This is a genomic window from Streptomyces hundungensis (genome assembly GCF_003627815.1).
GTDB lineage: Bacteria > Actinomycetota > Actinomycetes > Streptomycetales > Streptomycetaceae > Streptomyces > Streptomyces hundungensis_A.
Genome location: NZ_CP032698.1, coordinates 4,849,270 through 4,874,200, shown reverse-complemented (window position 1 = coordinate 4,874,200; position 24,931 = coordinate 4,849,270). Strand labels below are relative to the sequence as shown.

Here is a 24,931-nt window from a genome sequence, read left to right as displayed (position 1 = left end):
CCCGGCCCCCTCGCCAGGTCCTCGGCAACGTTTTCGCGCCGGGGCTACCAGGACGCTTCGGTGATGAGGACTCCGCCGCGGGTCTCCACGCGCAGGGCGCCCTTGTCGTCGTACGTGTCGCGCCGCCAGTCGGCGAAGACCTCGGCCACCCGGCGGCCCTCCCAGTCGCTGCTGCCCGCGGGGGGAGTGAAGTTGACCGTCACCACGGCCCGCTCGGACCCGCCCGCCTTGTGGACGCGTACGGCGACCACCGAGGGCCACATCCCGTCGTCGGCCTTGGTGCGGTGCCCGGCGTAGTAGTCGACGAAGTCCCGGGTCATGTCGAACCACCCCGCCGGGAGGCAGGCCGTCGCACCGCCACCGGCGTCCGTGGGCGCCCCGGGAGCACCGGGGTCCGCGTCGGTAGGCGGGCCGGGAGTACCGGGGTCGGCGTCCGTCGGCGGACCAGGGGTGCCGGGGTCCGCGTCCGTCGGCGGACCAGGGGTGCCGGGGTCCGCGTCCGTCGGCGGACCAGGGGTGCCCGCTTCCGCGTCCGTCGGCGGACCAGGGGTCCCCGCTTCCGCGTCCGCCGGCGGGCCAGGGGTGCCCGTCTCGTCCTCCGTGGCCGGGCCCGCGCCTCCCGGATCCCCGGGCGCACCCCGCGTCGCCCCGTCGCCGGTCGTCCCGTCCGTACCCGCCCCCTCGCCGCAGGCGGCGGCCACCGTGGCGGACGATGCGGCCGGGGCCGCGGCCACCGGGTCGCCGGGCCGGGCCGTTCCGCAGGCGGTCGCGGCGGCGCACAGCAGCGCCGTGACCCACACGGCGCCCTTCGTACGTCTCTGCCTCTGGGCGTTCACGGCACTCCCCCATCCCCCGGCGGGGCGGACCCCCGCCCCCGGGCCCCGTACGGCCACGTCCCCGTACAGGAAGAGGGGATCAGAGCGCGAGCGGTTCCGCCGCGGGGCCCCGGCGCCGAATGACCAGGGCCATCAGCGCGGCCGCCGCGCACAGCGCGCCCGAGGCGTACCAGACGACGTCGTAGCTGCCGAAGACGTCGCGGGCCACCCCGCCGAGGAACGCGACGACGGCCGCGCCCACCTGGTGGGAGGCGAGCACCCAGCCGAAGACGATCGCGCTGTCCTCGCCGTAGTGCTGGCGGCACAGGGCGATGGTCGGCGGCACGGTGGCCACCCAGTCCAGTCCGTAGAAGACGATGAAGAAGACCATCGGGGGATGGACGGTGGGCGCGAGCAGCATCGGCAGGAACAGGAGCGAGACGCCGCGCAGCGCGTAGTACGTGGCGAGCAGGCGGCGGGATTCGAAGCGGTCGGTGAGCCAGCCGGAGAAGATCGTGCCGACGACGTCGAAGACCCCGATGACCGCGAGCAGCCCGGCCGCCGCGGTGACCGGCATCCCGTGGTCGTGCGCCGACGGTACGAAGTGTGTCTGGACGAGGCCGTTGGTGGAGGCGCCGCAGATCGCGAAGGTGCCGGCGAGCAGCCAGAACGGGCCGGTGCGGGCCGCCTTCGCGAGAACGGCGAGGGTGCGGCGGGCCGCGCCCGGGACGGGGGCGGGCTTGGGGACGAACGCGGTCGCCCCGTACGGCGCGAGGCCCACGTCCGCCGGATGGTCGCGCAGCAGCAGCCACACGAAGGGGACGACGGCGAGCGCGGCGAGGGCCACGGTGACGGCGGCCGGACGCCAGCCGTGTGCCTCGACCATCCAGGAGAGCAGCGGAAGGAAGATGAGCTGGCCCGAGGCGGAGGCGGCGGTCAGGACGCCGGTGACCAGGCCCCGGCGCTCGGTGAACCAGCGGTTGGTGACGGTCGCCGCGAACGCGAGCGCCATCGAGCCGCTGCCCAGGCCCACCAACAGCCCCCAGTACAGCAGGAGTTGCCAGGCGGCGTGCATGAAGACGGTGAGCCCCGAGCCAACCGCGATCACGGTCAGGGCGACAGCGACGACCTTGCGGATGCCGAAGCGGTCCATCAGGGCGGCGGCGAACGGGGCGGTCAGGCCGTAGAGGGCGAGGTTCACCGAGACCGCGGCCCCGATCGTGCCGCGCGACCAGTGGAACTCGTTGTGCAGCGGGTCGATGAGCAGTCCGGGCAGTGAGCGGAAGGCCGCGGCGCCGATGATCGTGACGAAGGCGACGGCCGCCACGAACCACGCGCGGTGGATCCTGGGCGCGGCCTCGTGCTGCGGCGCGGGCCCGGCCTCGGGCCGGTGGGTTGTCTGGGTCACGTCAGCCAGCCTGGTCGTACGACGACTCCCGGACGAGTGGCTCGAAGGTCATGCATCGCAGGGATCGGGCCATCGGGCCACGGGTGATACCGGCGCCGATCGCTAGGCGCCCGGACGCCGCCCGCACGCCGCTCATATCCGGCGCAGTCGTCCGATCGCCGGGACGGCGAGCAGGACGGCCACCGCGACGACGTTCAGGCCGGCGCCCACCAGCAGCACCTTCTCCGCGCCGACCGCTTCCGCGACCGGCCCCGCGAGGGCTCGGCCGGCCGCGAGCATCAGCAGGGATCCGGCCACGTCGTAGGCGTGCAGCCGGTTCAGGGCCTCCGGCGGGACATGGGTCTGGACGGTCGTGGACCACATGACCAGCCAGAAGGCGAACGCGGCGCCGACCGCGAACTGGCCGACACCCAGGGCCAGTACGGGCAGGTCGAGTCCGAGGGAGAGCAGCGCGACGGAGACGCCGAGGAGGGCGAAGGCGCCCGCCGCGAGCGGTCTGGCGGGCCGCAGCCGCAGGGCGAGCAGACCACCGGCGACGCTGCCGGCCCCGTTCACCGCCATGAGCGCCCCGTACGTCCCGGCGCCGTGGCCCTCGGTGACCAGGACCGCGGTCAGCGGGGTGGCGGGCCCGAGCACGGTCAGTCCGTACACCGTCCAGATGGTGATGACTCCCCACAGCCAGCTACGGGCCTTGAACTCCCGCCATCCGCCCGCCAGTTCGGCGAAGAAGCCGCCCCTTGGCACGTCGCTCGCCGAGCCGCCGCGCAGCTTGAGCAGGAACAGGCAGACACCGCTGACGCCGAAGGTCGCGGCGTTGGCGGCGAAGACCGCGCCGGCTCCCCAGAAGCCCGCCACGACGCCGGCGAAGGCTGGTCCCGCCATGCCCATGAGGGCTTCGGAGACGCCGAGTACGGCGTTGGCGCGCTGGACGTCGGTGGCGATGCGCGGCACGGTCGAGGCGACGCCGGGCTGGAAGAGGGCTGCGCCGACGCCGGACAGGGCGCTCAGGGCGTACACCTCCCAGAGCGGCGGCCCGCCGTCCACCACCAGGAACGACACGGCGAGCACGCTCGCGCCGACCAGGCGCAGGGCGTCCGCGATCACCATCATCCGGCGGGGCGTGAAGCGGTCCGCGAGCACGCCGCCGAACAGGACGAACGCGGCGAGCGGCCCCATCCAGGCGCCGAGCGCGTACCCGACGGAGGAGGCGGGCCGGCCGGCGCCGAGGAGCCCCGCGGTGAGCGCGACGGGCACCATGCCGTCGCCGAACATCGCGACGGTGCGGGCGGTGAAGAAGAGACGGAAGTCGTGGCTCCAGAGGGCGGACCGGCCCGGGGGCGCCCCCGCCGCGGGCACGGGACCGCTTCCCGCGGGTGCGGTGTCGCGTCCCGGAGGTGCGGTGTCGCGTCCCGGAGGTGCGGTGTCGTGTCCCGGGGGCGCGGTGTCGTGTCCCGGGGGCGCGGTGTCGCGTCCCGGAGGTGCGGTGTCCGGAGGTGCGGCGTCGTGTCCCGGGGGTGTGGCTGCGGGAATGTCCTGGCCGATCGCAGACTTGTCCGTCACAAGACGGCAGGTGTATCAGGTAGTGGTCTATACCACCACCCCATTCTCAAGGGCTGGATCGGAGAGCGGGATGAACCCGAATCGCGCGGACGGGCACGGAGGGGGCGGGCGGCGCCGGGGCGCCCGCGCCCACCGCGTCGTGGTGATCGCACTCGACGGCATCATCCCCTTCGAACTCGGCATCCCCCAGCGGATCTTCGGACGGGCCAAGGACCCGGCCGACAAGACGCCGCTGTACGAGGTGCTGACCTGCTCGGTCCGCGCGCCGGGCCCGGTCCGTACCGACGCGGACTTCGCGATCCTCACCGAGCACGGCCCCGAGGCGCTGGCCACCGCGGACACCGTGGTGATCCCGGCCTCCTACGAGCTCGGCCCGGTCTTCGAGGAGGGCGTACTCACCCCCGAACTGGCCGACGCCCTCGCCCGCGTACGCCCCGGCACGCGCATGGTGTCCATCTGCACCGGGGGGTACGTCCTCGCGGCGGGCGGCTATCTCGACGGCCGCCCGGCCACCACGCACTGGGCCTCCGCCGAGCACTTCCAGCGGGTCTTCCCCACGGTCCGGGTGGACCCTGAGGTCCTGTTCATCGACGACGGGGACGTGCTGACCTCGGCGGGGGTGGCCGCCGGGATCGACCTGTGTCTGCACATCGTGCGCCGTGACCACGGCTCGGCCGTCGCCAACGAGGTGGCCCGCCGCACGGTCGTTCCCCCGCACCGGCCGGGAGGGCAGTCCCAGTACATCCAACGCCCGTTGCCGGAGCCGCGGTTGGCGAGTACGACGGCCGCGCGGGCCTGGGCGCTGGGGCGCCTGCACGAGCCGATCCAACTGCGTGACCTGGCCGAGCAGGAGGCCATGTCGGTCCGCACCTTCACGCGCCGCTTCCGGGAGGAGGTGGGGCTGAGCCCCGGGCAGTGGCTGACCCAGCAACGCGTGTCGCACGCCCGTCACCTCCTGGAATCCACCGATTTGCCGGTGGATGCGATAGCCCGGGCGGCGGGTTTCGGTACGGCCACGTCTCTGCGGCAGCACCTCCAGACCACCCTGGGTGTTCCCCCGACCGCGTATCGCCGGGCGTTCCGGTCGGGGGCGGGGGGCTGACGCGCAGCGCCGGGCGGCCGGGGCTGCGCCCCAGACCCCGGCACGTTTGCCCACCCACCCGCCCGTGCAGCGGGTTGGTAGGTTCCGGCCCCCTGGGGCTCCGCCCCAGACCCCGCGGGTTCGCCCACCCACCCGCCCGTGCAGGGGGTCGGATGGTTCGGCCCCTGGGGCTCCGCCCCAGACCCCGTTCGCGCCTGAACGGCGCTCGTCCTCAAACGCCGGACGGGCTGAGGTGGCCGATGCGGGCCGGCACCGAGCAGTTAAGGGGCGCGGGGAACTGCGCGACCAGCCACGCACGGTGCGAGGGCGAAAACGGGGTTTCTTGGGGGCCGGCTCCCGGGACACCGCGACGGTTCGGGTCAGAACGTCAGTACCCCCCGCGCCACCCGCCCACCGTGGAGGTCGTCCGCCGCCTTGGTGAAGTCCTCCACGGCGTACGTGCGGGTGACGAGCTCGTCGAGCAGGAGCGCTCCCGTGCGGTACAGCTCGGCGTAGCGCGGGATGTCGCGTTGGGGGCGGGAGCTTCCGTAGCGGCAGCCCAGGATGGACTTGTCGAGGAACAGCGCGGCGGGCGCGAAGGACGCCTCCACCGTGGGGGCGGTCATGCCGAGGAGGATCGCCTGGCCGTGGCGGTCCAGGAGGTCGACGGCGGCGCGGACCAGGCCGGGGTGGCCCACGCACTCGAAGGCGTGGTCGGCGCCGTTGGGGAGGATGTCGCGGGCGCCCTCGGCCGACGGCAGGAAGTGGGTCGCGCCGAACTGCCTGGCCAGCGGCTCCTTCGCCGGGTTGGTGTCCACCGCGACGATCACCGAGGCGCCCGCGATGCGCGCACCCTGGATGACGTTGAGGCCGATGCCGCCGGTGCCGATGACCACGACCGTGTCACCGATGTCCACCCGGGCCCGGTTCAGCACCGCGCCCACCCCGGTCAGCACCCCGCAGCCGATCAGCGCCGCCGACGTCAGCGGCACGTCCCTTGGGATCTTCACCGCCTGTACGGCCTTGACCAGGGTGCGTTCCGCGAACGCCGAGTTCGAGGCGAACTGGTGGACCGGGGCCCCGCCCCGCGAGAACGGGCGGCCCGGCATGCCGATGGCCTTGCGGCACATCGTCGGCCGGCCCCGGTCGCACTCCGCGCAGGCCCCGCAGTTGGCGAGCGTGGACAGGGCGACGTGGTCGCCCGGAGCCACATGGGTCACCCCCGCGCCCACCTCCTCGACCACGCCCGCGCCCTCGTGCCCGAGGACCACCGGCACCGGGAACGGGATGGTCCCGTCGATGACGGACAGGTCCGAATGGCACAGGCCCGCCGCCGCGATCGCCACGAGCACCTCGCCCGGCCCCGGGCCTCTGACCTCCAGATCGTCGACGACCTGGCTCTGCTTCCCGTCGAAAAGGACACCTCTCACGGAACACGGACCTCCCTGGGCAGGCCGAGCACCCGCTCGGCGATGATGGTGCGCTGGATCTCGTCCGAGCCGCCGTAGATCGTGTCGGCCCTGGAGAACAGGAACAGGTGCTGGAGCGGGTCGAGTGCGTAGGGGTCGTCCTGCGTCCAGTCGCGGGGCCCTGCCGTGGCTGCCGCCCCCCGCACGGCCATCGCCAGCTCCCCGAGGCGCCGGTGCCATCCGCCCCACAGCAACTTGGCCACGCTGGGCGCGCCCACCTCCCCCGAACTCCCCAGCGTCCGCAGGGCGTTCCAGCGCATGACCTTCAGCTCGGCCCACTGCTGGACGAGGCGTGCGCGCAGCACCGGATCCGCGACCGCGCCACCGGCCACGGCGAGTGCCACGACGCGCTCCAACTCACCGACGAATCCGATCTGTTGAGCCAGGGTCGATACCCCGCGTTCGAGGGCGAGCAGACTCATGGCGACCGCCCAGCCGTTGCCCTCGCCGCCCACGACGTGGTCGGCCAGGGCCCGCGCGTCGTCGAAGAACACCTCGTTGAACTCGCTCGTCCCGGTGAGCTGCCGGATCGGCCGGACCTCGATCCTGCCCGGCTGGTCCATCGGTACGAGCAGGAACGAGAGCCCGTGGTGGCGCCGCGAGCCCTGCTCGGTACGGGCCAGCACGAAGCACCAGTGGGCCTCGTGGGCCAGCGAGATCCAGATCTTCTGGCCGGTGATGCGGTACGTGTCGCCGTCGCGGCGGGCGACGGTACGGATGCCGGCCAGGTCCGAGCCGGCGCCGGGCTCGCTGTAGCCCTGGCACCACAGCTCCTCGCCGCGCGCGATCGGCGGCAGGAAGCGGGCGCGCTGGGCGAGGGTGCCGTGGGCGATGAGGGTGGGGGCGAGGAGGTTCTCGCCGATGTGGCCGGTGCGGGTGGGGGCGGCGGAGCGGGCGTACTCCTCGGCCCAGACGACCTGCTGGGTGAGGGTGGCCCGCCGGTTCCCGTACGTGCCGTCCGGCCAGCCGATGCCGATCCATCCGCCCTTGCCCAACTCCCTTTCCCAATCGGGGGGTTGTTGGGCGAGATGGGTGGTGAGCCAGGTTCGGGCGGTTTGGCGGAAGGTGGTGTCTTGGGGGTTGAAGTGGAACTCCACGGTGTCTCCTGTCGAGAGGTCTGTTTCCCCACCCCGCCCCGTCTCCCACCCACCGGCCGGCGGTACCCGTTCGCGCAGTTCCCCGCGCCCCTGAAACCCGCTGTCTTGTGCGCACCGTGCCCGCTTCCCGCGCAGTTCCCCGCGCCCCCAAAACCCCCGGTCACGTGCGGACCGTGCTCGCTTCTCGCGCAGTTCCCCGCGCCCCCAGCAGAACCGGCGCTGGCCCGGACGGGGCAGGTCGCGCAGTTCCCCGCGCCCCCGAAAACCTGTCTTCGTCTGCGGACCGTGCGTGGCTGGGCGCGCAGTTCCCCGCGCCCCTAACTACTCGGTGCTGGCCAGCACCTTCAGCCTGTCCGGCGATTGAGGACGAGCGCCGTTCAGGCGCGAACGGGGTCTGGGGCGGAGCCCCAGGGGGCCCGGGCCATCCAACCCCCTGCACGGGCGGGTGGGTGGGCAAAGGCGCTCGGGGTCTGGGGCGGAGCCCCAGGGGCTGAACCCTTCAACCCCCTGCACGGGTGGGTGGGTGGGCAAAAGGGCTCGGGGGCTGGGGCGGAGCCCCAGAGGGTTAGGCGTTGGGGCGGGCGCCCTCCGAGGCCGCGCGAGCCATCGCCTCGAGCTGCGCCAGCATCGGCATGGGATCCACCCCCACCGTCCCCGGCAGAAAGTCCGCGATCCGCTCCGGCGTCCACGCCCCCTCCGCGTACCCCGCCCGAAGCTCCCGCGGCTGCGCCCACACCGCGATCTTGGGCCCCGCGATCGTGTACACCTGGCCGGTGATGCCCTCGTCGTGGGCCCGCGAGGACAGCAGATAGACCACCAGCGCCGCCACGTCCTCCGGCGAGCCCATCTCCTTGAGCTCCATGGGGACGTTCGCCGACATCCGGGTGCGGGCGAGCGGGGCGACCGCGTTGGCCGTCACCCCGTACTTGTGCAGCCCGAGCGCCGCGCTGCGTACCAGCGAGATGATCCCCCCTTTCGCCGCGCTGTAGTTCGCCTGCGCCACGCTGCCCTGGTGGTTCCCGCTGGTGAAGCCGATCAGGGTGCCCGAGCCCTGCTTGCGCATGACCGCCGAGGCCGCCCGGAACACGGTGAACGTGCCCTTGAGGTGCGTGGCGAGGACCGGGTCCCACTCCTGCTCGGACATGTTGAACAGCATCCGCTCGCGCAGGATGCCGGCCACGCACACCACCCCGTCGATCCGCCCGTACCGCGCCAGCGCCGTGTCGACGATGTGCCGGCCGCCCGCCATGGTCGAGACGTCGTCGGCGACGGCCACCGCCTCGCCGCCCGCCGCCAGGATCTCCTTCACCACCGCGTCGGCGACCTCGCTGCTCGGTTCGGCGCCGTCGATCGAGACGCCGTAGTCGTTGACGACGACCCGCGCCCCCTCGGCGGCCGCGGCGAGCGCGACGGCGCGGCCGATGCCCCGGCCGGCCCCCGTCACGGCGATGACCTTGCCTGCCAAGAAGTTCCCCACGTCCGGCCCCTTCCCGCGGTTTCTGACGGACCGTTAGATTCTATGACCCGTCAGCCGTTCCACCACAAGACCCCGGGAGCAACGCGTATGTCACTGCCGCCCGAGTTCCACGACATCGCCAAACGCGTGAACAACTGGGGCCGTTGGGGCTCCGACGACGAGCGGGGCACCCTCAACCACATCACCGACGCCGTCGTCCGGGAGGCCGTCGCCGAGGTCCGCTCGGGGCTGCGCGTCCCGCTCGCGCTGCCACTGCGGCAGGACGGCGTACAGACCGGGGTGATCCCCGGCCGGATCAACCCGCTGCACACCATGGTCCAGATCAACCAGGAGATCTTCGGCCCCGGCACGGTCGCGTGCAGCGACGACGCGGTGACCTTCGGCCTCCAGGCCGCCACCCACTGGGACGCCCTGACCCATGTCTCGCACTCGGGCAGGATCTACAACGGCCGCCCGGCCGCCACCGTCACCGCGCACGGCGGCGCCGAGTTCAGCGGCATCGACACGACGGGGCCCGTCCTCGCGCGCGGGGTCCTGCTGGACGTCGCCCGCGCCAAGGGAGTCGACCGGCTCCCCGGCGGCCACGCGGTCACCCCCGAGGACCTCGACGAGGCCGAGGAGTTCGCGGGGGTCACCGTGCGCGCCGGTGACATCGTGCTGGTGCGCACCGGGCAGATCCAGGTGTATCTGGCCGGGGACAAGCCCGCCTACGGCTATCCGTCGCCGGGGCTCTCGGTGCGGACCCCCGAGTGGTTCCACGCGCGGGACGTCGCGGCCGTCGCCAACGACACCCTCACCTTCGAGATCTTCCCGCCCGAGTTCGAGGAGCTGTGGCTTCCCGTCCACGCCCTGGACCTGGTGGAGATGGGCATGCTCCAGGGCCAGAACTGGAATCTGGAGGCCCTGTCCACCGCCTGCGCCGAGGCCGCGCGCCACGCGTTCCTGCTGAGCGCCATGCCGGAGCCGTTCGTGGGGGCGACCGGCACCCCGGTCGCGCCGGTGGCCGTCCTGTAGGGCGGCTTCACGGGTGGCGGCGCCACATGCGCGCCCCGAGCGCGGCACCGGCGCCGCCACCCCGGCACCGGCGTACCGGCTCCGCTCCTCGGGTGCTCCGGGAGGAACCTCGCCCTGCTGAAGCCGGCGCCGTGCCACGACCCGCACTCGCCGAGGCCGTGCAGTTCCTCGGCGTCCCCTCGCCACGAATCGCTCACCCCAGGGTGATCAGGTCGCCACCGGCCGTCAACACCCACTGGGTGGTTTGTGGCCTATGCGGTATTTGTGACAGCGCGTGGGGGATCGTATGTCTCGTTCGCGTACGCCCCGTCCGTGCGCCCCGAACACTCCTTGAGCCCCGAGTGCCCCGAACGCTCCGGCGCCGGAGGCTCCCCGGGCGCGGCGCGGTCCACCTCGCACCAGATGGACTTGCCGACGCCCTCGGCCCGCCAGCCCCAGCGGTCGGCGAGCCCGTCGACGAGTTCGAGCCCGCGCCCGTTGGTGTCGTCACCGAGGGCGTGGCGGGGCTTGGGGGGACAACAGCTGCGGTCGGCCACCTCGACCCGTACGGTGCCGCCCTCGGCCGGGCCGAGCAGCATCCTCAGCACCGCCGGACAGCCCGTGTGCACCACGGCGTTGGTGACGAGCTCCGAGATCAGCAGGATCAACGTCTCGGCGACCGGTTCATCGAGCCCTATCCCACAGCCCGCCAGTCGCGAGCGCGCCCACTTCCGGGCCCGGCCCACCTCGGCGGGATCCGGCCCGACCTCCAATTGAACCTGAAGCACCTGCACCGTTCACACCATCCGAACCGGCGGACACATCGCCTCGCGCCTCACAGGGACCACCATCGGGGTCACGGAACGTGATTCCCGTGGGAGACAGCATGGTTGACGTACAGTCACCGCAACAAGCGCTTCGGGCATATTCCAGCGCGAAGGAGTATGCGTGGTGCATACTGTGCGGCTCATCCTGCGGGAAACCGAACGGGAGCACGTACGACGCCTCCGTACGGCGCGGGTGGCGCGCGGCCCCGGACCCGGAGCCGCCGCACTGGCAACACCGGGAAAGCCGCGCCACACCACCACTCGCATCCCACGGAGAGTACCGGAGAGCGCCCCGGACTCCGGCTCGTGGCCGGTGCGCCGGGCCGCCGATCGCGACGCATCGTGACCGTTCGCCACGCCACGGCCAACACCACGGCTCGCGTCCGGGCCCGCGGCACGCCCCGGCCGCCGGCGCCTACAGGGCCGCGGCGAGCGCCTCGGCGGCCTGCTCCGCCGACTGCCACTGCTCGGACCGCACCCAGGCCCGCTTGAGGTGCAGATGCACATCGGCCTCCCAGGTGAAGCCCATGCCGCCGTGCACCTGGAGACAGTCCCGGGCGCACCGCACGGCCGCCTCGTCGGCGAGGAGCTTGGCCCCGGCGATCTCGTACGGGTCCCCGGTCACGGCCGCCGCGTACACCGCGGCCCGGGCCACTTCCGTGCGGACCAGCATGTCGGCGCAGAGGTGCTTGACCGCCTGGAAGGCTCCGACGGCCTGCCCGAACTGGGCGCGCTGCCGGGCGTGTTGGACCGCGAGCTCGGTGGTGCGGGCCGCGCTGCCCAGTTGTTCCGCGGCGGTCAGCAGGACGGCCTCGTGCGGGGCGTCCGTACGGGTTCCGGTGGTGCGGTGCAGTGGGGTGAGCGGGTCGAGGGAGCGGATCGGGGTCGCGTCCACGGCGTCGCCCTGGACGAGGTCGGCCTGGTCGAGCCAGGCGACGAGCGGGCCGTCGACGCGGGTCACCACCGTCTCGCCGGTCGCCGCCCCCGGCACCTCGCGGGCCGCGAGGTGGGTCGCCACCAGCGGGCCCGGAAGCAGCGCCCGTCCCGCCTCCTCGAAGAGGAGCGCCGCCTCGGGCAGCCCGAGGCCGACCCCGCCCTCCTTTTCGGACAGCCGCAGCGCGAAGAACCCGGCCTCGCCGAGCGCCCGCCACAGCGCGCGATCGACCGCGGGCCTGTCCACCGCGGCCCGCAGGGCGTCCCGGTCGAACCGGGCCGCGAGGAGTTCGCGCATGCCGGACTTCAACGCCCGCTGTTCCTCGGCGAGTTGGAAGTCCATCAGCGCCCCTTGGGCAGGCCGAGGATGCGCTCGGCGACGATGTTCCGCTGGATCTGCGAGGTGCCGGCGGCGATGGTGTACGAGAGGGAGGAGAGCCGGTCCAGGGTCCAGTCGCGGTCGAGGTCGAGGCAGTCGGGGCCCAGCACCCGGGCGGCGGTGTCGTACAGCTCCTGGCGGGCGTGCGAATAGCGGAGCTTGAAGACGGAGCCGCCGACGCCGGGCACCCCGCCGCCGCGTCCGGCCGCGCTCACGTTCCACTGCGTCAGTCGCCACAGCGCCGTGAACTCGGCGTTCAGCGAGCCCAGTTGGCGTCTGACCGTGGCGTCGTCCCAGCGGCCGTTGGCCTTGGCCGCCGCCGCGAGTTCGGCGAGGGTCCGGCGGCAGGCCACCACCTCGCCCACGAAGGCGGTGCCGCGTTCGAAGGAGAGCGTCACCATGGTGACCCGCCAGCCGTCGTTCTCCGCGCCGACCCGGTGGGCGGCCGGGACGCGCACCTCGTCGAGGAACACCTCGGCGAACTCGGTCGATCCCGCCAGGGTGCGCAGCGGCCGCACCGTGATGCCGGGAGCGTCCATCGGCATCGCGAGCCAGGTGATGCCCCGGTGCTTGGGGACGCTCTCGCTGACGGGCTCCGTGCGCACCAACAGCTCGCACCAGTCGGCGACTTCGGCGTGCGAGGTCCAGATCTTGGAGCCGGTCACGACGTAGTCGTCACCGTCCCGGACCGCTCGGGTGCGCAGCGCCGCCAGATCGGATCCGGCGTCCGGTTCGCTGAAGCCCTGGCACCAGATCTCGTCGCCGCGCAGCACCGGTGGCAGCCAGCGGGCCCGCTGCTCGGGGGTGCCTTCGGCGGCGATGGTGGGTCCGGCGTGCAGCAGCCCCACGAAGTTGGCGCCCACGTAGGGCGCGCCCGCCCGCTCGGTCTCCTCCAGGAAGATCAGGTGCTGGGTGGGTGTGGCGCCCCGGCCCCCGGCCTCCTCGGGCCAGTGCAGCCCCGCGTACCCGGCGTCGTACAGCATCCGCTGCCAGGTGGTGTCGTAGGCGCGGCGTCCCGGCCAGTCCAACGGGTCGGGTCTGGGCGGGAGTTGGGGCAGTGCGCGGGACAGCCAGGTGCGCAGGCCGGCCCGGAAGGCCTCTTCCTCCTCGGTGTACGTCAGGTCCATCGGCGCTCCCCGCCGCGCGCGCGGTCCATCAGCGGGACCGGTCGAGGTCGAGGCCGAGCATGCGGATGGCGTTGCCCCGCATCAGTTTGTGGACCGTCTCGTCGTCGAGGCCCTTCATGTGGTCGAGGGCGACCTCCTTGGTGTGCGGGAAGGTCGAGTCGACGTGCGGATAGTCCGTCTCGAAGGTCGCGTTGTCACGGCCGACCACGTCCAGGGACGCCACCCCGTGCTTGTCGCGGAAGAAGCAGCAGAAGATCTGCCGGTAGTAGTACGTGGACGGCGGCTCGGGGATCAGATCGCGGACCCCGCCCCAGGCGCGGTGCTCCTCCCAGACGTCGTCGGCCCGCTCCAGGGCGTACGGGATCCAGCCCATCTGCCCTTCGCTGTAGGCGAGTTTGAGGGTGGGGAACTTGACGAGGACGCCGCTGAAGAGGAAGTCCATCATCGAGGCCATCGCGTTGTTGAAGCTGAGCGAGGCCTGCACGGCGGGTGGTGCGTCGGGGGAGGCGGCGGGCATCTGGGAGCTGCTGCCGATGTGCATGTTGACCACGGTTTCCGTCTCCTGGCACACCGCGAAGAACGGGTCCCAGTAGCCGCAGTGGATGGACGGCAGGCCGAGGTGGGTCGGGATCTCGGAGAACGTCACCGCGCGCACCCCGCGCGCGGCGTTGCGCCGGATCTCGGCGACCGCGAGGTCGATGTCCCACAGCGGGACGATGCACAGCGGGATCAGCCGGCCGCCGCTGTCGCCGCACCACTCCTCCACCATCCAGTCGTTGTAGGCCCGCACACAGGCGAGGGCGACCTCCTTGTCGTGGGCCTCGGCGAAGGTCTGGCCGCAAAAGCGCGGGAAGGTGGGGAAGCAGAGGGAGGCCTCGACGTGGTTGAGGTCCATGTCGTCCAGGCGCGCCTTGGGGTCCCAGCAGCCGCGCCGCATCTCGGCGCGGGTGATGCCTTCGAGGGTCATCTCGTCCCGGTCGAAGCCGACGGCGGCGATGTTGCGCTTGTACGGGAACTTCAGGTCCTCGTAGATCCACCAGTCCGTGGGCGGCCCGTCCGGGTCCATGGTGATCTGGTACTTCCCCGCCACATAGGCCAGTTCGCCGATGCCGGCGGTCAGCGGCCGCGGCCCGCGCTCGCGGTACTTGGCGGGCAGCCAGACGTCGAAGAGGTGGGCCGGCTCGATCACATGGTCGTCGACGCTGACGATCCGCGGCAGTTCGGTCATGAGGTCCCCTCCGCATATCTGATGGCCCGTCAGAAAGCAGGCTAGCCGCGCACCCCTGGACCAGCAAGGAGCGGGGGCCTACGCTCTCCGCCATATCTGACAGCCCGTCAGTTCGGGGGTTCGCCATGACCGGCACCGCACACGCACTGGGCTCATCGCGCACGCTCTGGGAGCTGATCGAGCGCCGCGCCGAGCTCACCCCGGACCGCCCGGTCCTGCTCCAGGGCGACCGCGTCCTCACCTTCGGCGCCCTGCGCGAGCGCTGCGAACGGGTCGCGGCGGGCCTGTACGGCATGGGGGTGCGGGCGGGGACGGTGGTGGCCTGGCAGCTGCCCACCCGGATCGAGACGGCGGTGCTCTCCTTCGCCCTGGCCCGGCTCGGCGCGGTCCAGTCCCCGGTGATCCCCTACTACCGCGAGCGCGAGGTGGGCTTCGCGCTGCGCGAGTCGAAGGCGGAGTTCTTCGCGGTGCCGGGGAGCTGGCGCGGCTACGACCACACCGCGCTTGCGCATCGGCTGGGCGCCCGGGGCGTCTTCGAGGCGTACGGCCAACTGCCCGAAGGGGACCCGGGGTTGCTGCCGCCGCCCCCGGACGACGGCACGTCCGTGCGGTGGGTCTACTGGACCTCCGGCACCACCTCGGATCCCAAGGGCGTCCTGCACACCGACCGCTCCCTGATCGCGGGCGGCTCCTGCCTCGCCCACGCCCTGCGCCTCACCGCCGCCGACGTGGGCTCGATGGCCTTCCCCTTCGCCCACATCGCCGGCCCCGACTACACGGTGATGCTGCTCCTTTACGGCTTCCCCGCCGTGATGTTCGAGCACTTCGCGCTGCCGGACGCGCTGGCCGAGTACCGGCGTCACAAGGTGACGGTGGCCGGCGGGTCGACCGCCTTCTACTCGATGTTCCTTGCCGAACAGCGCAAGCGGCCCGGCGAGAAGGTCATCCCCACCCTGCGGCTGCTCGCGGGCGGCGGCGCCCCGAAGCCACCCGAGATCTACCACGCGGTCGTCCGCGAGATGGGCGTCCAGCTCACCCACGGATACGGCATGACGGAAGTCCCTATGATCACCATGGGCTCCCCCGACGACACCGCCGAGAACCTGGCCACCACCGAGGGGTGCCCGCCGCCCGGCATGGAGATCCGCATCACCGACGAGGCGGGCCGGGCGGTCGCGCCCGGGCTGGACGGCGAGGTGCGGCTGCGCGGCGAGGCGGTGTGCCGGGGCTATCTCGACCGGGCCCAGTCCGAGGCCGCCTTCGACGCGGAGGGCTTCCTCGTCACCGGTGACGTGGGGCATGTGAAGGAGTCCGGGCACCTCGTCCTGACCGGGCGGATCAAGGACATCATCATCCGCAAGGGCGAGAACATCTCCGCCAAGGAGATCGAGGACCTGCTCCACACCCATCCCGCGGTGGGGGACGTGGCCGTGATCGGCCTGCCCGACGCCGAACGCGGCGAGTTGGTCTGCGCCGTCGTCGAACAGCCGCCGGGTGCAAGCGAGTTGACTTTGCGTGCGCTCGCCGCCTTCCTGCGCGCACAGGGGCTCTCGGTGCACAAGGTGCCCGAGCGCCTGGAGGTCGTGGCGGCGCTGCCGAGGAACGAGGCGCTGCGCAAGGTCCTGAAATACAAGTTGCGGGAGCGGTTCGGCGGGGCATGACCCCTGCGCCCTGCCACTCCCCCCAAGGACGGACCGCATGGAACTCACCCGCAGACACCTCATACTGGGCGCCGCCGCCCTGTCCGCGACCGCGCTCCTGCCGGGCGCGGCCCCCGCCACCGCGGCGACCCGCCTCAGCGCCGACCCCGCCCGCTGGATGGCCGCGCTGCCCGACAGCCTCTCCCTGCTGCGCATGACGATCCCCGGCACCCACGACTCCTGCTGCACCGACCCGAACAACGGCACCGAGTGGTCGCACACCCAGAACTGGGGCCTGACCCAGCAGTTGCAGCAGGGCGTCCGCTTCTTCGACATCCGCGCCAACGGGCTCCAGGGCCATCTCGGCGACGCGTTCGGGATCTACCACGGCGCGTACTACCAGGGCATGACCTTCGGCGACGTGCTCGTCCAGAGCGCCGCCTTCCTCGACAGCCACCCCGGCGAAGTCCTGCTGATGCGGCTCAAGAAGGAGAACGGGACCAACAACGACGTCGGCGCGAACTTCACCGACGTCCTCGACGTCTACCTCGACCAGAAGGGCTGGCGCTCCCGCTTCCTGCTGACCGACCGGGTGCCCACGCTCGGCGAGGCGCGCGGAAAGATCGTGCTGATCGCCCAGTTCGACAACGACTGGCCGGTGCTGCAATGGCCCGGCGGCGACAACGGGTTCCTCTCCAACCAGTACATCAAGCTCCAGGACGTCTACCAGGGCCTGTCCTGGCCGTCGAAGAAGACCGCCAAGGTCACCCAGCAGTTCGACAACGCCTTCTACGACCAGAACTCCGCCCAGCTCTACATCAACTTCACCAGCTACGCGGGCGGCGGCTGGCCCAAGGTCAACGCGGACGCGATCATGCCCGGCGTCCAGAACTATCTGACCGCGCGCCTGAGCGAGCGGACCCATCTGGGCGTGGTGCCCATGGACTTCCCCGACTTCCACGCGGACACCCTGCGCACCCTGATCGACTGGAACGCGCACTGAGCCGCCGCCCCGGCGCTCACGGCATCGTCGTGAAGTAGGCCGCGAAGGCGGCCACCGCCTCCGCCTCGGTGATGCGGCCGTCGGCGTCCCGGTCCAGCCGCGCGGCCACGTCCCCCGCCACCGCGGGCGAGACGCCGAGCGCCCGCAGCGCGCGCTCGGCGTCGAAGACGGACACCGTGCCGGCGCCGGAGGTGTCGGCCACCGCGAACGCGGCGTGCAGGAACGGCCGGGCGATCTCGGTGAACCCCGTGGTGCGGTCGCGCAGCCTCTTCAGGGCGCCGCCCACGAACTCCTGGCGGGTCACCCGCTGGTCGCCGTCCACGTCCGCGATCCCGGCCAGGCCCTGCCACAGCGCCTCCGCGCCGCCGTACAGGGCCTGCCCCTTGTCGCAGCGGGCGGTCGTGGAGAACTCGGCGAGCAGGGCGGCGGCGGCCGTGGAGAAGTCCTCACGGTCGATCCAGCCGTTGCCGTCCTGGTCGAAGGAGGCGAACCGGGCGGCCACCCGGCGTTCGTACGCGGCACTCTCGGGACTGTCCATGCTGTCCATGTCGGGAGCGTACGACTCACAAGACCTCGGCGCGGGGCTTACGCCCAGGAGAGGGCCCGGGGGTCCGCGCTAGGCGGAGAGCGGCTCGGCCGACTCGTCGGCGGCCGAACCCACATCTCCGTACACCTCGAAGAGACGGCGCACACCGAGCGCGGCGAGCACCTTGTTCACATGGCTGCCCTCCAGGGCGCCGCGCGCGGGCAGGATCAGCCGCAGCCGGCCCTGACAGGAACGCATCAGCCGGCGGGCCGCGATGAGCACACCCACCCCGCTCGAATCGCAGAACTGCACCCCGGAGAGGTCCAGGACCAGATCGCGGCGGCCCTCGGCGACCGCCTCGTGCACCTGGCGGCGCAGTCGCGGCGCGGTGACCAGATCCAGCTCTCCGCTGATCCGCAGCACCGTCCACGTGCCCTGCTCGGACTCGTCCACCCTCAGCGTCACGCCACCGGTCCCTCTCTGTGCTGCCGTGCCCCCGCCATGCGCGGCTGCCCATGCCCGCACCCGCGAAACCCGGCCATTACCACCAGGGGGCTTCACGGGGGCGTACTTGACGCAAACCTCCGTGCATTGTCAGCCCGTCGCATTACATTCGTAGGTACGCAGAGACGGGCGCACAGGGGCACACGCGGGGAACGACAGGGTGGGGGAGCCTATGCCGAAGGACGCACCACCTCGGTGGGACCGCCGGATGCAGCAGCGCCTCGCGCGCGGCGAGGCCGCGGCCCTGGGCGAGTTCTACGACCGGTTCGCCTCGCTGGTGCACGGCCTCGCCGCGCGCGTGCTGAGCGACGAGCGGGCGGCGGACCAGATCACCCGCGAGGTCTTCGGCTACGTGTGGGAGAACCCGGACGCCTACGACCCCAAGCAGGGCTCGATGCGGTCCTGGGTCGCCAAGCTCACCCAGCGCGAGGCCGTGCAGCGCCTGCGCCAGGCCGAGGCGTCCTCGCACGCGGAGAGCGGCGGGGGCTCCCCGGAGGAGCTGGAGCTGAAGGTGCGCCGGGCCTCGGCGGCGGCCCGCGCCGACTACATCGTGACGTCGATGCCCGCCCCCCTGCGGGCCGCCCTGGAGCTGGCCTACTTCCAGCGGCGCGACTACCGCCAGGCCGCCGCCGACCTCAGCATCACCGAGGACGAGGCGCGCCGCCGCCTGCGGCTCGGTCTGCAACTGCTCTCCTCGGCCAACACCCGGCCGCCGGAAGGAGCCGCTCCGCCCGGTTACGGACGGGCCCTGTGAGCGGGCCCCTGGAGCAGGGCGGGCAGGTGCCCGAGGACGAGAACACCCCGCGCATACCGGCGCCGCGGGCGGCCGGCGACGACCTCACGGCCGGCGAGCGGGACGGCGGCGGCCCGTTCGTGCCCGCGCCCCGCGAGGCCGGCGGCGCGGGCCCGCCCGCCCCCGCCCGCCCCGGCGTGCCCGCGCCGGAACCCGACGCCGGGCCCCCGTCCACCCCCGAACCCGAACCGCCGTCGGCGGCAGAGCCGGAAGTACCGGTGCCCGAACCCGTACCGCAGGAATCGGCGCCCCTCGCGGGGCCGCCCTCGCACACCGTGCTCAAATCGCTGCTCGGCGCCTGGGCGCTGGCCGCGTGCTCCACCGAGGAGACCGACGCCGTCGAGGCGCACCTCACCGAATGCGCGCCCTGCGCCGACGAGGCGCTGCGGCTGCGCGACGCGGTGGGCCTGCTCCAGGCCGAGCGCAGCCTCGACCTGGATCCGATGCTGCGCGCCCGGGTCCTGGAGAACTGCCTGGGCCGGCGCCCGGCCCGCATCCCGGTGCCCTCCTGGGCGAGTCCCTACGACGCCGAGGCGGCCCGGCTCGACGCGCTGCTCAATGACTTCGGGGACGCCGAATGGCACGCCCCGGTGCGGCTGAAGTGGTTCGAGGGGGAGCGGCCCACCGGGCGCCGCACGACGGTCGCCGGGGTCATCGGGCATCTGATGGCGGTGGACGCGCTGGTGGCGACCGCGCTCGGTCTCGACGAGCCGGTGCCGCTCGACCCCGAGGACGCGGCGGGCGGCCCCACCGCGCGGACCGAGGCCCTGTGGCGGGCCGGGCAGTTCCCGCTGACCCGCTCGGTCCGCGAACCCTGGCGCGAGCAGTCCCACACCCTGATCCGCACGGTGTCGTTCGCGGGCCGCGGCGTGGCCGAACTGGCCGTGGAGTACGGGGAGTTCACGCTTGCTATGCAGGACGCGATGCTCGACCGGGCCTTCGAGTGCTGGATCCACGCCGGGGACATCGCCGAGGCGGTGGACTATCCCTACGCCCCGCCGTCCGGGGCGCATCTGCACGACATGATCGACCTGGCGGCCCGCAGCCTGCCCGCGACGCTGGCCGACCGCCGCCGGGCGGGCCTCGCCTCGCCGCCGCGCGGCCTGGTCACCGCGGGCTCCCCGGGGCGTTCGCTGCGCCTGGAGATCGAGGGGGTGGGGGGCGGCGACTGGCTCATCGCGCTGGACTCCCCGGCCGCCGTCGCCTCCCCCGAGCACGAGGTGGCCCATGTCGCCCTGGACGGCGTGGAGTTCTGCCGACTGGCCGCGGGCCACATCCCGCCGCAGGAGGCGGCCGTGGGCCAGCTCGGCGACCGCGAGGCCATCAGTGACGTCCTGTTCGCGGCCGCCTCCCTGAGCCGGCTCTGAGAGCGGGGCGCAGGGGCTGGGCAGGGGGCCCGGGCGGCTCGGCGGCAGCTAGGCGAAGACGACCGTACGGCGGCCGTTGAGCAGGATGCGGTGCTCGGCGTGCCACTTGACGGCCCGGGCGAGCGCCTGGCATTCGACGTCCCGGCCGATCGCGACGAGCTGGGTGGGCGTGACGGCGTGGCCGACGCGCTTCACCTCCTGCTCGATGATCGGCCCCTCGTCGAGGTCGGCCGTCACGTAGTGGGCGGTCGCGCCGATCAGCTTCACTCCGCGCGCATGTGCCTGGTGGTAGGGCTTGGCGCCCTTGAAGCTCGGCAGGAACGAGTGGTGGATGTTGATGATCCGGCCGCTGAGTTCCTTGCACAGATCGTCCGAGAGCACCTGCATGTAGCGGGCGAGGACCACGAGTTCGACCCGCTCCTCGCGCACCAGCTCCACCAGACGCGCCTCGGCCGCGGCCTTGGTGTCCTTGGTGACCGGGATGTGGTGGAAGGGCACGCCGTAGGAGGCGACGAGCTCGGCGAAGTCGGTGTGGTTGGAGACGACCGCCGCGATCTCCACCGGCAGCGCGCCGGAGCGGGCGCGGAAGAGCAGGTCGTTCAGGCAGTGCCCGAACTTCGACACCATCAGGACGATCCGCATCCGCTCCTCGGGGCGGTGGATCCCCCACTCCATCTGGAAGGCGTCGCCGACGGCCGCGAAGCTGGCGCGCAGCTTGTCGACGGTGACCGGGGCCTCGGCCGAGAAGTGGACCCGCATGAAGAAGAGACCGGTGTCGCGGTCGCCGAACTGCTGACTGTCCTCGATGTTGCAACCCGTGATGAACAGATAGCTCGACACGGCATGCACGATGCCCTGTTTGTCCGGGCAGGAAAGCGTGAGGACGTACTGGTCGGTCATCCAGGCAGGATGCCACAGACGGGCCGCGCGGCGGCTCCCGGCCCAGAATCCGGACCTCAGGTGGAGCGGGTCAGGATGCTCAGCACTTCGAGGGAGCGCGGCGGCGCGTCCGGGTCCTCGCCGTCGTTCTGCGCGAGCCGCACATGGGCCTCGCGCGCCGCCCGCACGGCCTCGGGCCAGGCGTGGTGGGCGAGGTAGGCGGAGACGGGTGCGTCGGCGCCGACCTGGTGCATGATGCGCAGCACCCGCAGCACGGCGAGGTCGACCAGGGCCGCCTCGCCCGAGTCGCGGAAGATCGTGCCGACGTACTTCTCGGCGGACCAGCTGTCCAGCCAGGTGTCCTCGACGAGCCGGTACACGGCGTCGGTGACGTCCCCGAACCCCTCGCGCCCCGCCAGCCAGGTCTCCTGGTGGAAGACGGTGTCGGAGAGCATGTGCAGCGCGGACCGTACGTTCGTACGCCAGCGCCACCACGGCATGTCATTCAACGGCATGCCGCCCATGGTGGAGGAGCGACGGCCGCGACGGGAAGGGCTTGCTGAACCTTGCTGCACGATTTCGATCGTACGTTCCCCACCGGCACCGCCTGACCGGCCCCCGCAATTCACCGGGACGTCACCCTGCGTCGAGGCATCCCCACACTTCCGTTACCCGCGGGACGGCAGGGTGCGGGGACATGACCGGTTACGGATGGCAGCGCACCCGGGGCACGACCGGGCCCCGCCGCTGGATCAGTTCGTGTCGCACGACGACCACCGTGTTCGCCGCGTGCTCGGCGGTCGGCGCGAGCCTGTTGACCGGTTGCGGGGTGCTCCCTGGAGTCGCGGGGGGCTCCAGGGAGCCCATCACCGTGATGACCTGGGCACCCGACGGCACCTCGGCCACCAACGCCCCCGGCATGCCCGCCCTGGCGAAGGCGTTCGCCCGCTGGGTCAACGCCAACGGCGGCCTCGGCGGCCATGAACTCACCGTGCTGACCTGCAACGACCACAACACCCCGGTCGGCGCGTCGGACTGCGCGCGGCGGGCGGTGAAGGAGAAGGCGGTCGCCGTCGTCGGCTCCTACAGCCAGTACGGCAGCGCCTTCATGCCCCCGCTCGAAGTCGCCGGGATCCCCTATCTGGGCGGATACGGCATATCGGACCAGGAGTTCACCAACGCGCTCTCCTACCCGGTCAACGGCGGCCAGGCCGCGCTGATCGCGGGCAGCGGCCGCCAGTTGGCCCAGGACTGCGACCAGGTCTCCCTGGTACGGCCCGACACCATCGCGGGCGACGTCCTGCCCACCGTCCTCAACGCCGGGCTGCTGGACGCGCACCGCGCGCCCGCCGCCGACATCCGCACCGCCGAGGACGCCGGTGACTACACGAACGAGGCCCGGCGCGCGCTCGCCCAGGCCGGGGCCGATCCCGCGCTGGTGAGCCGGATCGGCCGCAAGGCGGCCGAGCAGAAGGCGCACAGGGGCTGTGTGACGGCCGTGCTCGGCGACCGCACGGAGACGTTCTTCGACTCCTTCCGGCGGGTGGAGAGCGACGGACAGAAGGTGCGGGTGGCCTCCGTCATCGGCTCGATCGGCCAGCCCCTCCTCGACCGCACCGGCGGCAAGGAAGGCCCCTTCGAGGGCGCCTACGTCACCGGCTGGTACCCGGAGGCCGACGATCCGCGCTGGGACCCTATGAAGAAGGTCCTCCGCGAACAGGCCTTCGGGGACAACGCGATCGACGCGGCCGACGCGGGGGTGCAGACCACCTGGATCGCGTACACGGCGTTGAAGAAGGTCGTCGAGTCGCTCGGCCGGGACTCGGTCCGCGCCGTGGACCTGGTGCGCGCGCTCAACAGCGGCGTCACCGTGGACACCGGCGGCCTGACGCCCGAACTGCGCTGGCGCTTCGAGGACATGCTCGGCGCGGCGGACTTCCCGCGCATCGTGAACCGGCGGGTCACCTTCCAGGTGGTGCGCGAGGGACGCCTGGTCTCCCTCAACAAGGGCTTCACCGACGTGAGTTCCACCCTGGAGGCGTCCGCGGCCAACGGCTGATCCGCCCGGCCGCCCCGCCCGGGCGGCCCCGGTCCCTCAGAGCTGGGTGGCTCCGCGCTTGGTCAGCCCGTACTGGGTGGCGATCGCGTTCCACAGGACCGACGCCTCCTGCTTGGACTTGGTCGCGTCCCCGCTCGCCTTGTCCCCCAGACCGGCGTCCTTGGTGCGCTTGGCGTGCCCGTCCTTGCAGTTCTTGCCCTTGTCGCCGGCGAGCGCGTCCGCCCACGCCGCGTAGTGGTTGTCGGCCGCGGCCGAGGACTGCCAGGCCTTGGTGAGGGCGCCCGAAAGCCGCTCGCGGTTGGGCAGCTTGTCGAGGGAGAGGCCGCCGAGCCGGGTCACCAGATCGCCGCGCTGCTTGGCCGCGTCGCGCAGCGAGGCCGCCGCCTGGTCGAGCTTGTCGCAGCGGCGTATGTCGGCGACCGCGCCGATCACCGCGTCCCGGCTGCTGCCGCTGTCGGCGAGCACCTTGTCCAGGGCCTCGGCCTGCGTCTTGGCCGGGTCGGCCGCGTCGCCGGTCTTGCCGCCCGTGTCGCCGGTGGCGGCTGAACTGACGCCCGCGGGCTGCTTGTCGTCCTTCTTGCCGTCGTCCCCGCCGCCGCTGAGCAGCGCGCCCGCACCGAGCCCGATCACCGCGCAGCCGACCACCACGGCGGCGATCAGCCCGACCGGCGACTTGCGCCGCGGCGGCTCCGGCTCGTACCCGGACTGCTGCGGGGGCTCCTGGTAGGGGGGCGGCGCCTGGAACTGCGGGGCCGGGGCCCCCGGCGGCTGGTAGGCCGTCTGCTGCTGGGGCCGGCTCAGCGGAACGGACGGCTGGAAACGGGGCAACTGCGCGCCCTCGGCGGCCTGTTGGGGCGGGCCGTCCGCGCGAAAGAGGCTGTCGAACTCGGCGGGGGGCTGCCGTTCGCCCGGCGTGCCCGGACGTATCCCGTACGGGGCGTCCTGGGGGGCCGGGGGCACGGGCGGCAGGAACTGCGTCGGGTCGGCGTCCTGACCGGACGCCGGGGCGCCCGGGAAACGCGTCGCCTCACCGGCGCGCTCGGGCGGCAGCACGCCCGGCCCGGATGCGACCGGCGCGATGTACTGCGTGGCCTCGCCCCCGAAGCTGCCGGCCTGGGGGGCCGCGCCGCCGTAGGTCCCGGCCTGGGGGGCCGCGCCGCCGAAGCTGCCGGCGTGGGGGGCCGCGCCGCCGTAGGTTCCGGCGCCGCCCGGCACCGGCGCGATGAAGCGGGTCGCCTCCGCGTCCGTGCCGCCGTTGCCGCCCCGCACCGGGGCGAGGTACTGCGTGGCCTCGCTGCCGGAGCCGCCCGCACCACCGGGGCCACCCGGCACCGCGAGGTACTGCGTGGCCTCACTACCGGATTCGCCCGCACCGCCGGGGCCACCCGGCACCGCGAGGTACTGCGTGGCCTCATTGCCGGAGCCGCCCGGGCCGCCCGTGCCCCCCGGCACGGGGGCGATGAACTGGGTGGCTTCGGCGTCCTGGCCGGCGTTCTCGGGCGGCAGCGGCCGGCCGAACGTCGCAGGTCCCTGCGGCGGCGCCCCGGGCGGCCGGTGGGCGGCCTGCCCCTGCGGACCCCAGGGCTGCCCCCACGGCTGGGCTCCAGGAGGCGCGGGCAGCGGCTCACCGGCGCGGGGGCCGCTTCCGTCGGCGGGCAGTACGACACCCTCGTGCGCGGGCCGCACAGCCGGAAGCTGCGGCTCGTCACCCTGTCGCCTCTGCGTCACCGGAACTCCTGTACGTGGACCTACGGAATCGTCGGTTC

General features: G+C 72.9%; 22 protein-coding genes. 7 read left to right on the top strand and 15 right to left on the bottom strand.

Translation table 11 applies throughout. The annotated features are described in order from the left end of the window. Positions 1–44: 44 nt before the first annotated feature. The 3 genes from DWB77_RS21725 to DWB77_RS21715 all read right to left on the bottom strand — a co-directional run bounded on the left by DWB77_RS21725 (position 45) and on the right by DWB77_RS21715 (position 3,579). Positions 45–836, bottom strand: coding sequence for a hypothetical protein (locus tag DWB77_RS21725; RefSeq protein WP_162952588.1), 792 nt, complete (start codon positions 834–836; stop codon positions 45–47). 79 nt (positions 837–915) lie between these two features. Further along, positions 916–2,223, bottom strand: coding sequence for an MFS transporter (locus DWB77_RS21720; protein ID WP_120722833.1), 1,308 nt, complete (start codon positions 2,221–2,223; stop codon positions 916–918). A 132-nt stretch (positions 2,224–2,355) separates the two neighbouring features. Continuing rightward, a complete protein-coding gene (locus DWB77_RS21715) occupies positions 2,356–3,579 on the bottom strand; it encodes an MFS transporter (RefSeq protein ID WP_216826860.1) in 1,224 nt (407 codons plus the stop codon). Between the two features lie 274 nt (positions 3,580–3,853). On the opposite strand from DWB77_RS21715, the gene DWB77_RS21710 reads away from it, so the two are divergent. Beyond that, positions 3,854–4,885 (top strand): GlxA family transcriptional regulator, encoded by a 1,032-nt coding sequence (locus DWB77_RS21710; protein ID WP_120722832.1) that lies wholly within the window; start codon positions 3,854–3,856, stop codon positions 4,883–4,885. A gap of 359 nt (positions 4,886–5,244) precedes the next feature. Here the strand turns inward: DWB77_RS21710 and DWB77_RS21705 are convergent, their stop codons facing one another. The 3 genes from DWB77_RS21705 to DWB77_RS21695 form a co-directional block, all read right to left on the bottom strand. Next, positions 5,245–6,294: a Zn-dependent alcohol dehydrogenase gene (locus DWB77_RS21705; RefSeq protein WP_120722831.1), complete on the bottom strand. Its 1,050-nt coding sequence runs from the start codon at positions 6,292–6,294 to the stop codon at positions 5,245–5,247. Further along, the gene (locus DWB77_RS21700; protein WP_120722830.1) at positions 6,291–7,430 is read right to left on the bottom strand and encodes an acyl-CoA dehydrogenase family protein; all 1,140 of its coding nucleotides are present in this window, start codon (positions 7,428–7,430) and stop codon (positions 6,291–6,293) included. Before DWB77_RS21700 ends, DWB77_RS21705 begins: the two co-directional genes overlap by 4 nt. A gap of 565 nt (positions 7,431–7,995) precedes the next feature. After that, positions 7,996–8,907: an SDR family NAD(P)-dependent oxidoreductase gene (locus DWB77_RS21695; protein ID WP_120722829.1), complete on the bottom strand. Its 912-nt coding sequence runs from the start codon at positions 8,905–8,907 to the stop codon at positions 7,996–7,998. Positions 8,908–8,994: 87 nt separating this feature from the next. Here DWB77_RS21695 and DWB77_RS21690 point away from each other — a divergent pair, with 87 nt between their 5' ends. Next, positions 8,995–9,921: a cyclase family protein gene (locus DWB77_RS21690; RefSeq protein WP_120722828.1), complete on the top strand. Its 927-nt coding sequence runs from the start codon at positions 8,995–8,997 to the stop codon at positions 9,919–9,921. Positions 9,922–10,172: 251 nt separating this feature from the next. Here the strand turns inward: DWB77_RS21690 and DWB77_RS21685 are convergent, their stop codons facing one another. From DWB77_RS21685 to DWB77_RS21670, 4 genes are all read right to left on the bottom strand, one after another. Continuing rightward, positions 10,173–10,694, bottom strand: coding sequence for an ATP-binding protein (locus DWB77_RS21685; RefSeq protein WP_174248599.1), 522 nt, complete (start codon positions 10,692–10,694; stop codon positions 10,173–10,175). 448 nt (positions 10,695–11,142) lie between these two features. Further along, positions 11,143–12,003: an acyl-CoA dehydrogenase family protein gene (locus DWB77_RS21680; protein WP_120722826.1), complete on the bottom strand. Its 861-nt coding sequence runs from the start codon at positions 12,001–12,003 to the stop codon at positions 11,143–11,145. Next, the gene (locus DWB77_RS21675) at positions 12,003–13,166 is read right to left on the bottom strand and encodes an acyl-CoA dehydrogenase family protein (protein ID WP_120722825.1); all 1,164 of its coding nucleotides are present in this window, start codon (positions 13,164–13,166) and stop codon (positions 12,003–12,005) included. The genes DWB77_RS21680 and DWB77_RS21675 overlap by 1 nt, the downstream gene beginning before the upstream one ends. A 28-nt stretch (positions 13,167–13,194) precedes the next feature. Beyond that, positions 13,195–14,394, bottom strand: a complete 1,200-nt coding sequence (locus DWB77_RS21670; protein ID WP_120722824.1) for an amidohydrolase family protein — start codon at positions 14,392–14,394, stop codon at positions 13,195–13,197. Positions 14,395–14,519: 125 nt separating this feature from the next. On the opposite strand from DWB77_RS21670, the gene DWB77_RS21665 reads away from it, so the two are divergent. Continuing rightward, positions 14,520–16,055, top strand: a complete 1,536-nt coding sequence (locus DWB77_RS21665; protein ID WP_120722823.1) for a class I adenylate-forming enzyme family protein — start codon at positions 14,520–14,522, stop codon at positions 16,053–16,055. A gap of 37 nt (positions 16,056–16,092) precedes the next feature. Beyond that, on the top strand, positions 16,093–17,037 hold the full coding sequence (locus DWB77_RS21660; RefSeq protein WP_120722822.1) for a phosphatidylinositol-specific phospholipase C: 945 nt from the start codon (positions 16,093–16,095) through the stop codon (positions 17,035–17,037). Positions 17,038–17,053: 16 nt separating this feature from the next. Here the strand turns inward: DWB77_RS21660 and DWB77_RS21655 are convergent, their stop codons facing one another. Next, positions 17,054–17,575, bottom strand: a complete 522-nt coding sequence (locus DWB77_RS21655) for an EF-hand domain-containing protein (protein WP_120728079.1) — start codon at positions 17,573–17,575, stop codon at positions 17,054–17,056. A gap of 78 nt (positions 17,576–17,653) precedes the next feature. Then, positions 17,654–18,028, bottom strand: a complete 375-nt coding sequence (locus DWB77_RS21650) for an STAS domain-containing protein (protein ID WP_120722821.1) — start codon at positions 18,026–18,028, stop codon at positions 17,654–17,656. 211 nt (positions 18,029–18,239) lie between these two features. Between DWB77_RS21650 and DWB77_RS21645 the strand changes: the two genes are divergently transcribed. Next, positions 18,240–18,821, top strand: a complete 582-nt coding sequence (locus DWB77_RS21645) for a sigma-70 family RNA polymerase sigma factor (RefSeq protein ID WP_120722820.1) — start codon at positions 18,240–18,242, stop codon at positions 18,819–18,821. Beyond that, positions 18,818–20,227 carry a zf-HC2 domain-containing protein gene (locus DWB77_RS21640; RefSeq protein WP_246033601.1) on the top strand — a complete coding sequence of 470 codons (1,410 nt, stop codon included), beginning with the start codon at positions 18,818–18,820 and terminating at the stop codon, positions 20,225–20,227. The genes DWB77_RS21645 and DWB77_RS21640 overlap by 4 nt, the downstream gene beginning before the upstream one ends. Before the next feature lie 48 nt (positions 20,228–20,275). Here DWB77_RS21640 and purU read toward each other — a convergent pair whose 3' ends face one another. Beyond that, positions 20,276–21,127 carry a formyltetrahydrofolate deformylase gene (gene purU / locus DWB77_RS21635; RefSeq protein ID WP_120722819.1) on the bottom strand — a complete coding sequence of 284 codons (852 nt, stop codon included), beginning with the start codon at positions 21,125–21,127 and terminating at the stop codon, positions 20,276–20,278. A 56-nt stretch (positions 21,128–21,183) separates the two neighbouring features. Further along, positions 21,184–21,630, bottom strand: coding sequence for an SCO4402 family protein (locus DWB77_RS21630; protein WP_174248719.1), 447 nt, complete (start codon positions 21,628–21,630; stop codon positions 21,184–21,186). 173 nt (positions 21,631–21,803) lie between these two features. Between DWB77_RS21630 and DWB77_RS21625 the strand changes: the two genes are divergently transcribed. After that, positions 21,804–23,165 (top strand): ABC transporter substrate-binding protein, encoded by a 1,362-nt coding sequence (locus tag DWB77_RS21625; protein WP_120722817.1) that lies wholly within the window; start codon positions 21,804–21,806, stop codon positions 23,163–23,165. Between the two features lie 36 nt (positions 23,166–23,201). Here DWB77_RS21625 and DWB77_RS21620 read toward each other — a convergent pair whose 3' ends face one another. Then, positions 23,202–24,893, bottom strand: a complete 1,692-nt coding sequence (locus DWB77_RS21620; RefSeq protein ID WP_120722816.1) for a hypothetical protein — start codon at positions 24,891–24,893, stop codon at positions 23,202–23,204. Between the last annotated feature and the right edge of the window lie 38 nt (positions 24,894–24,931).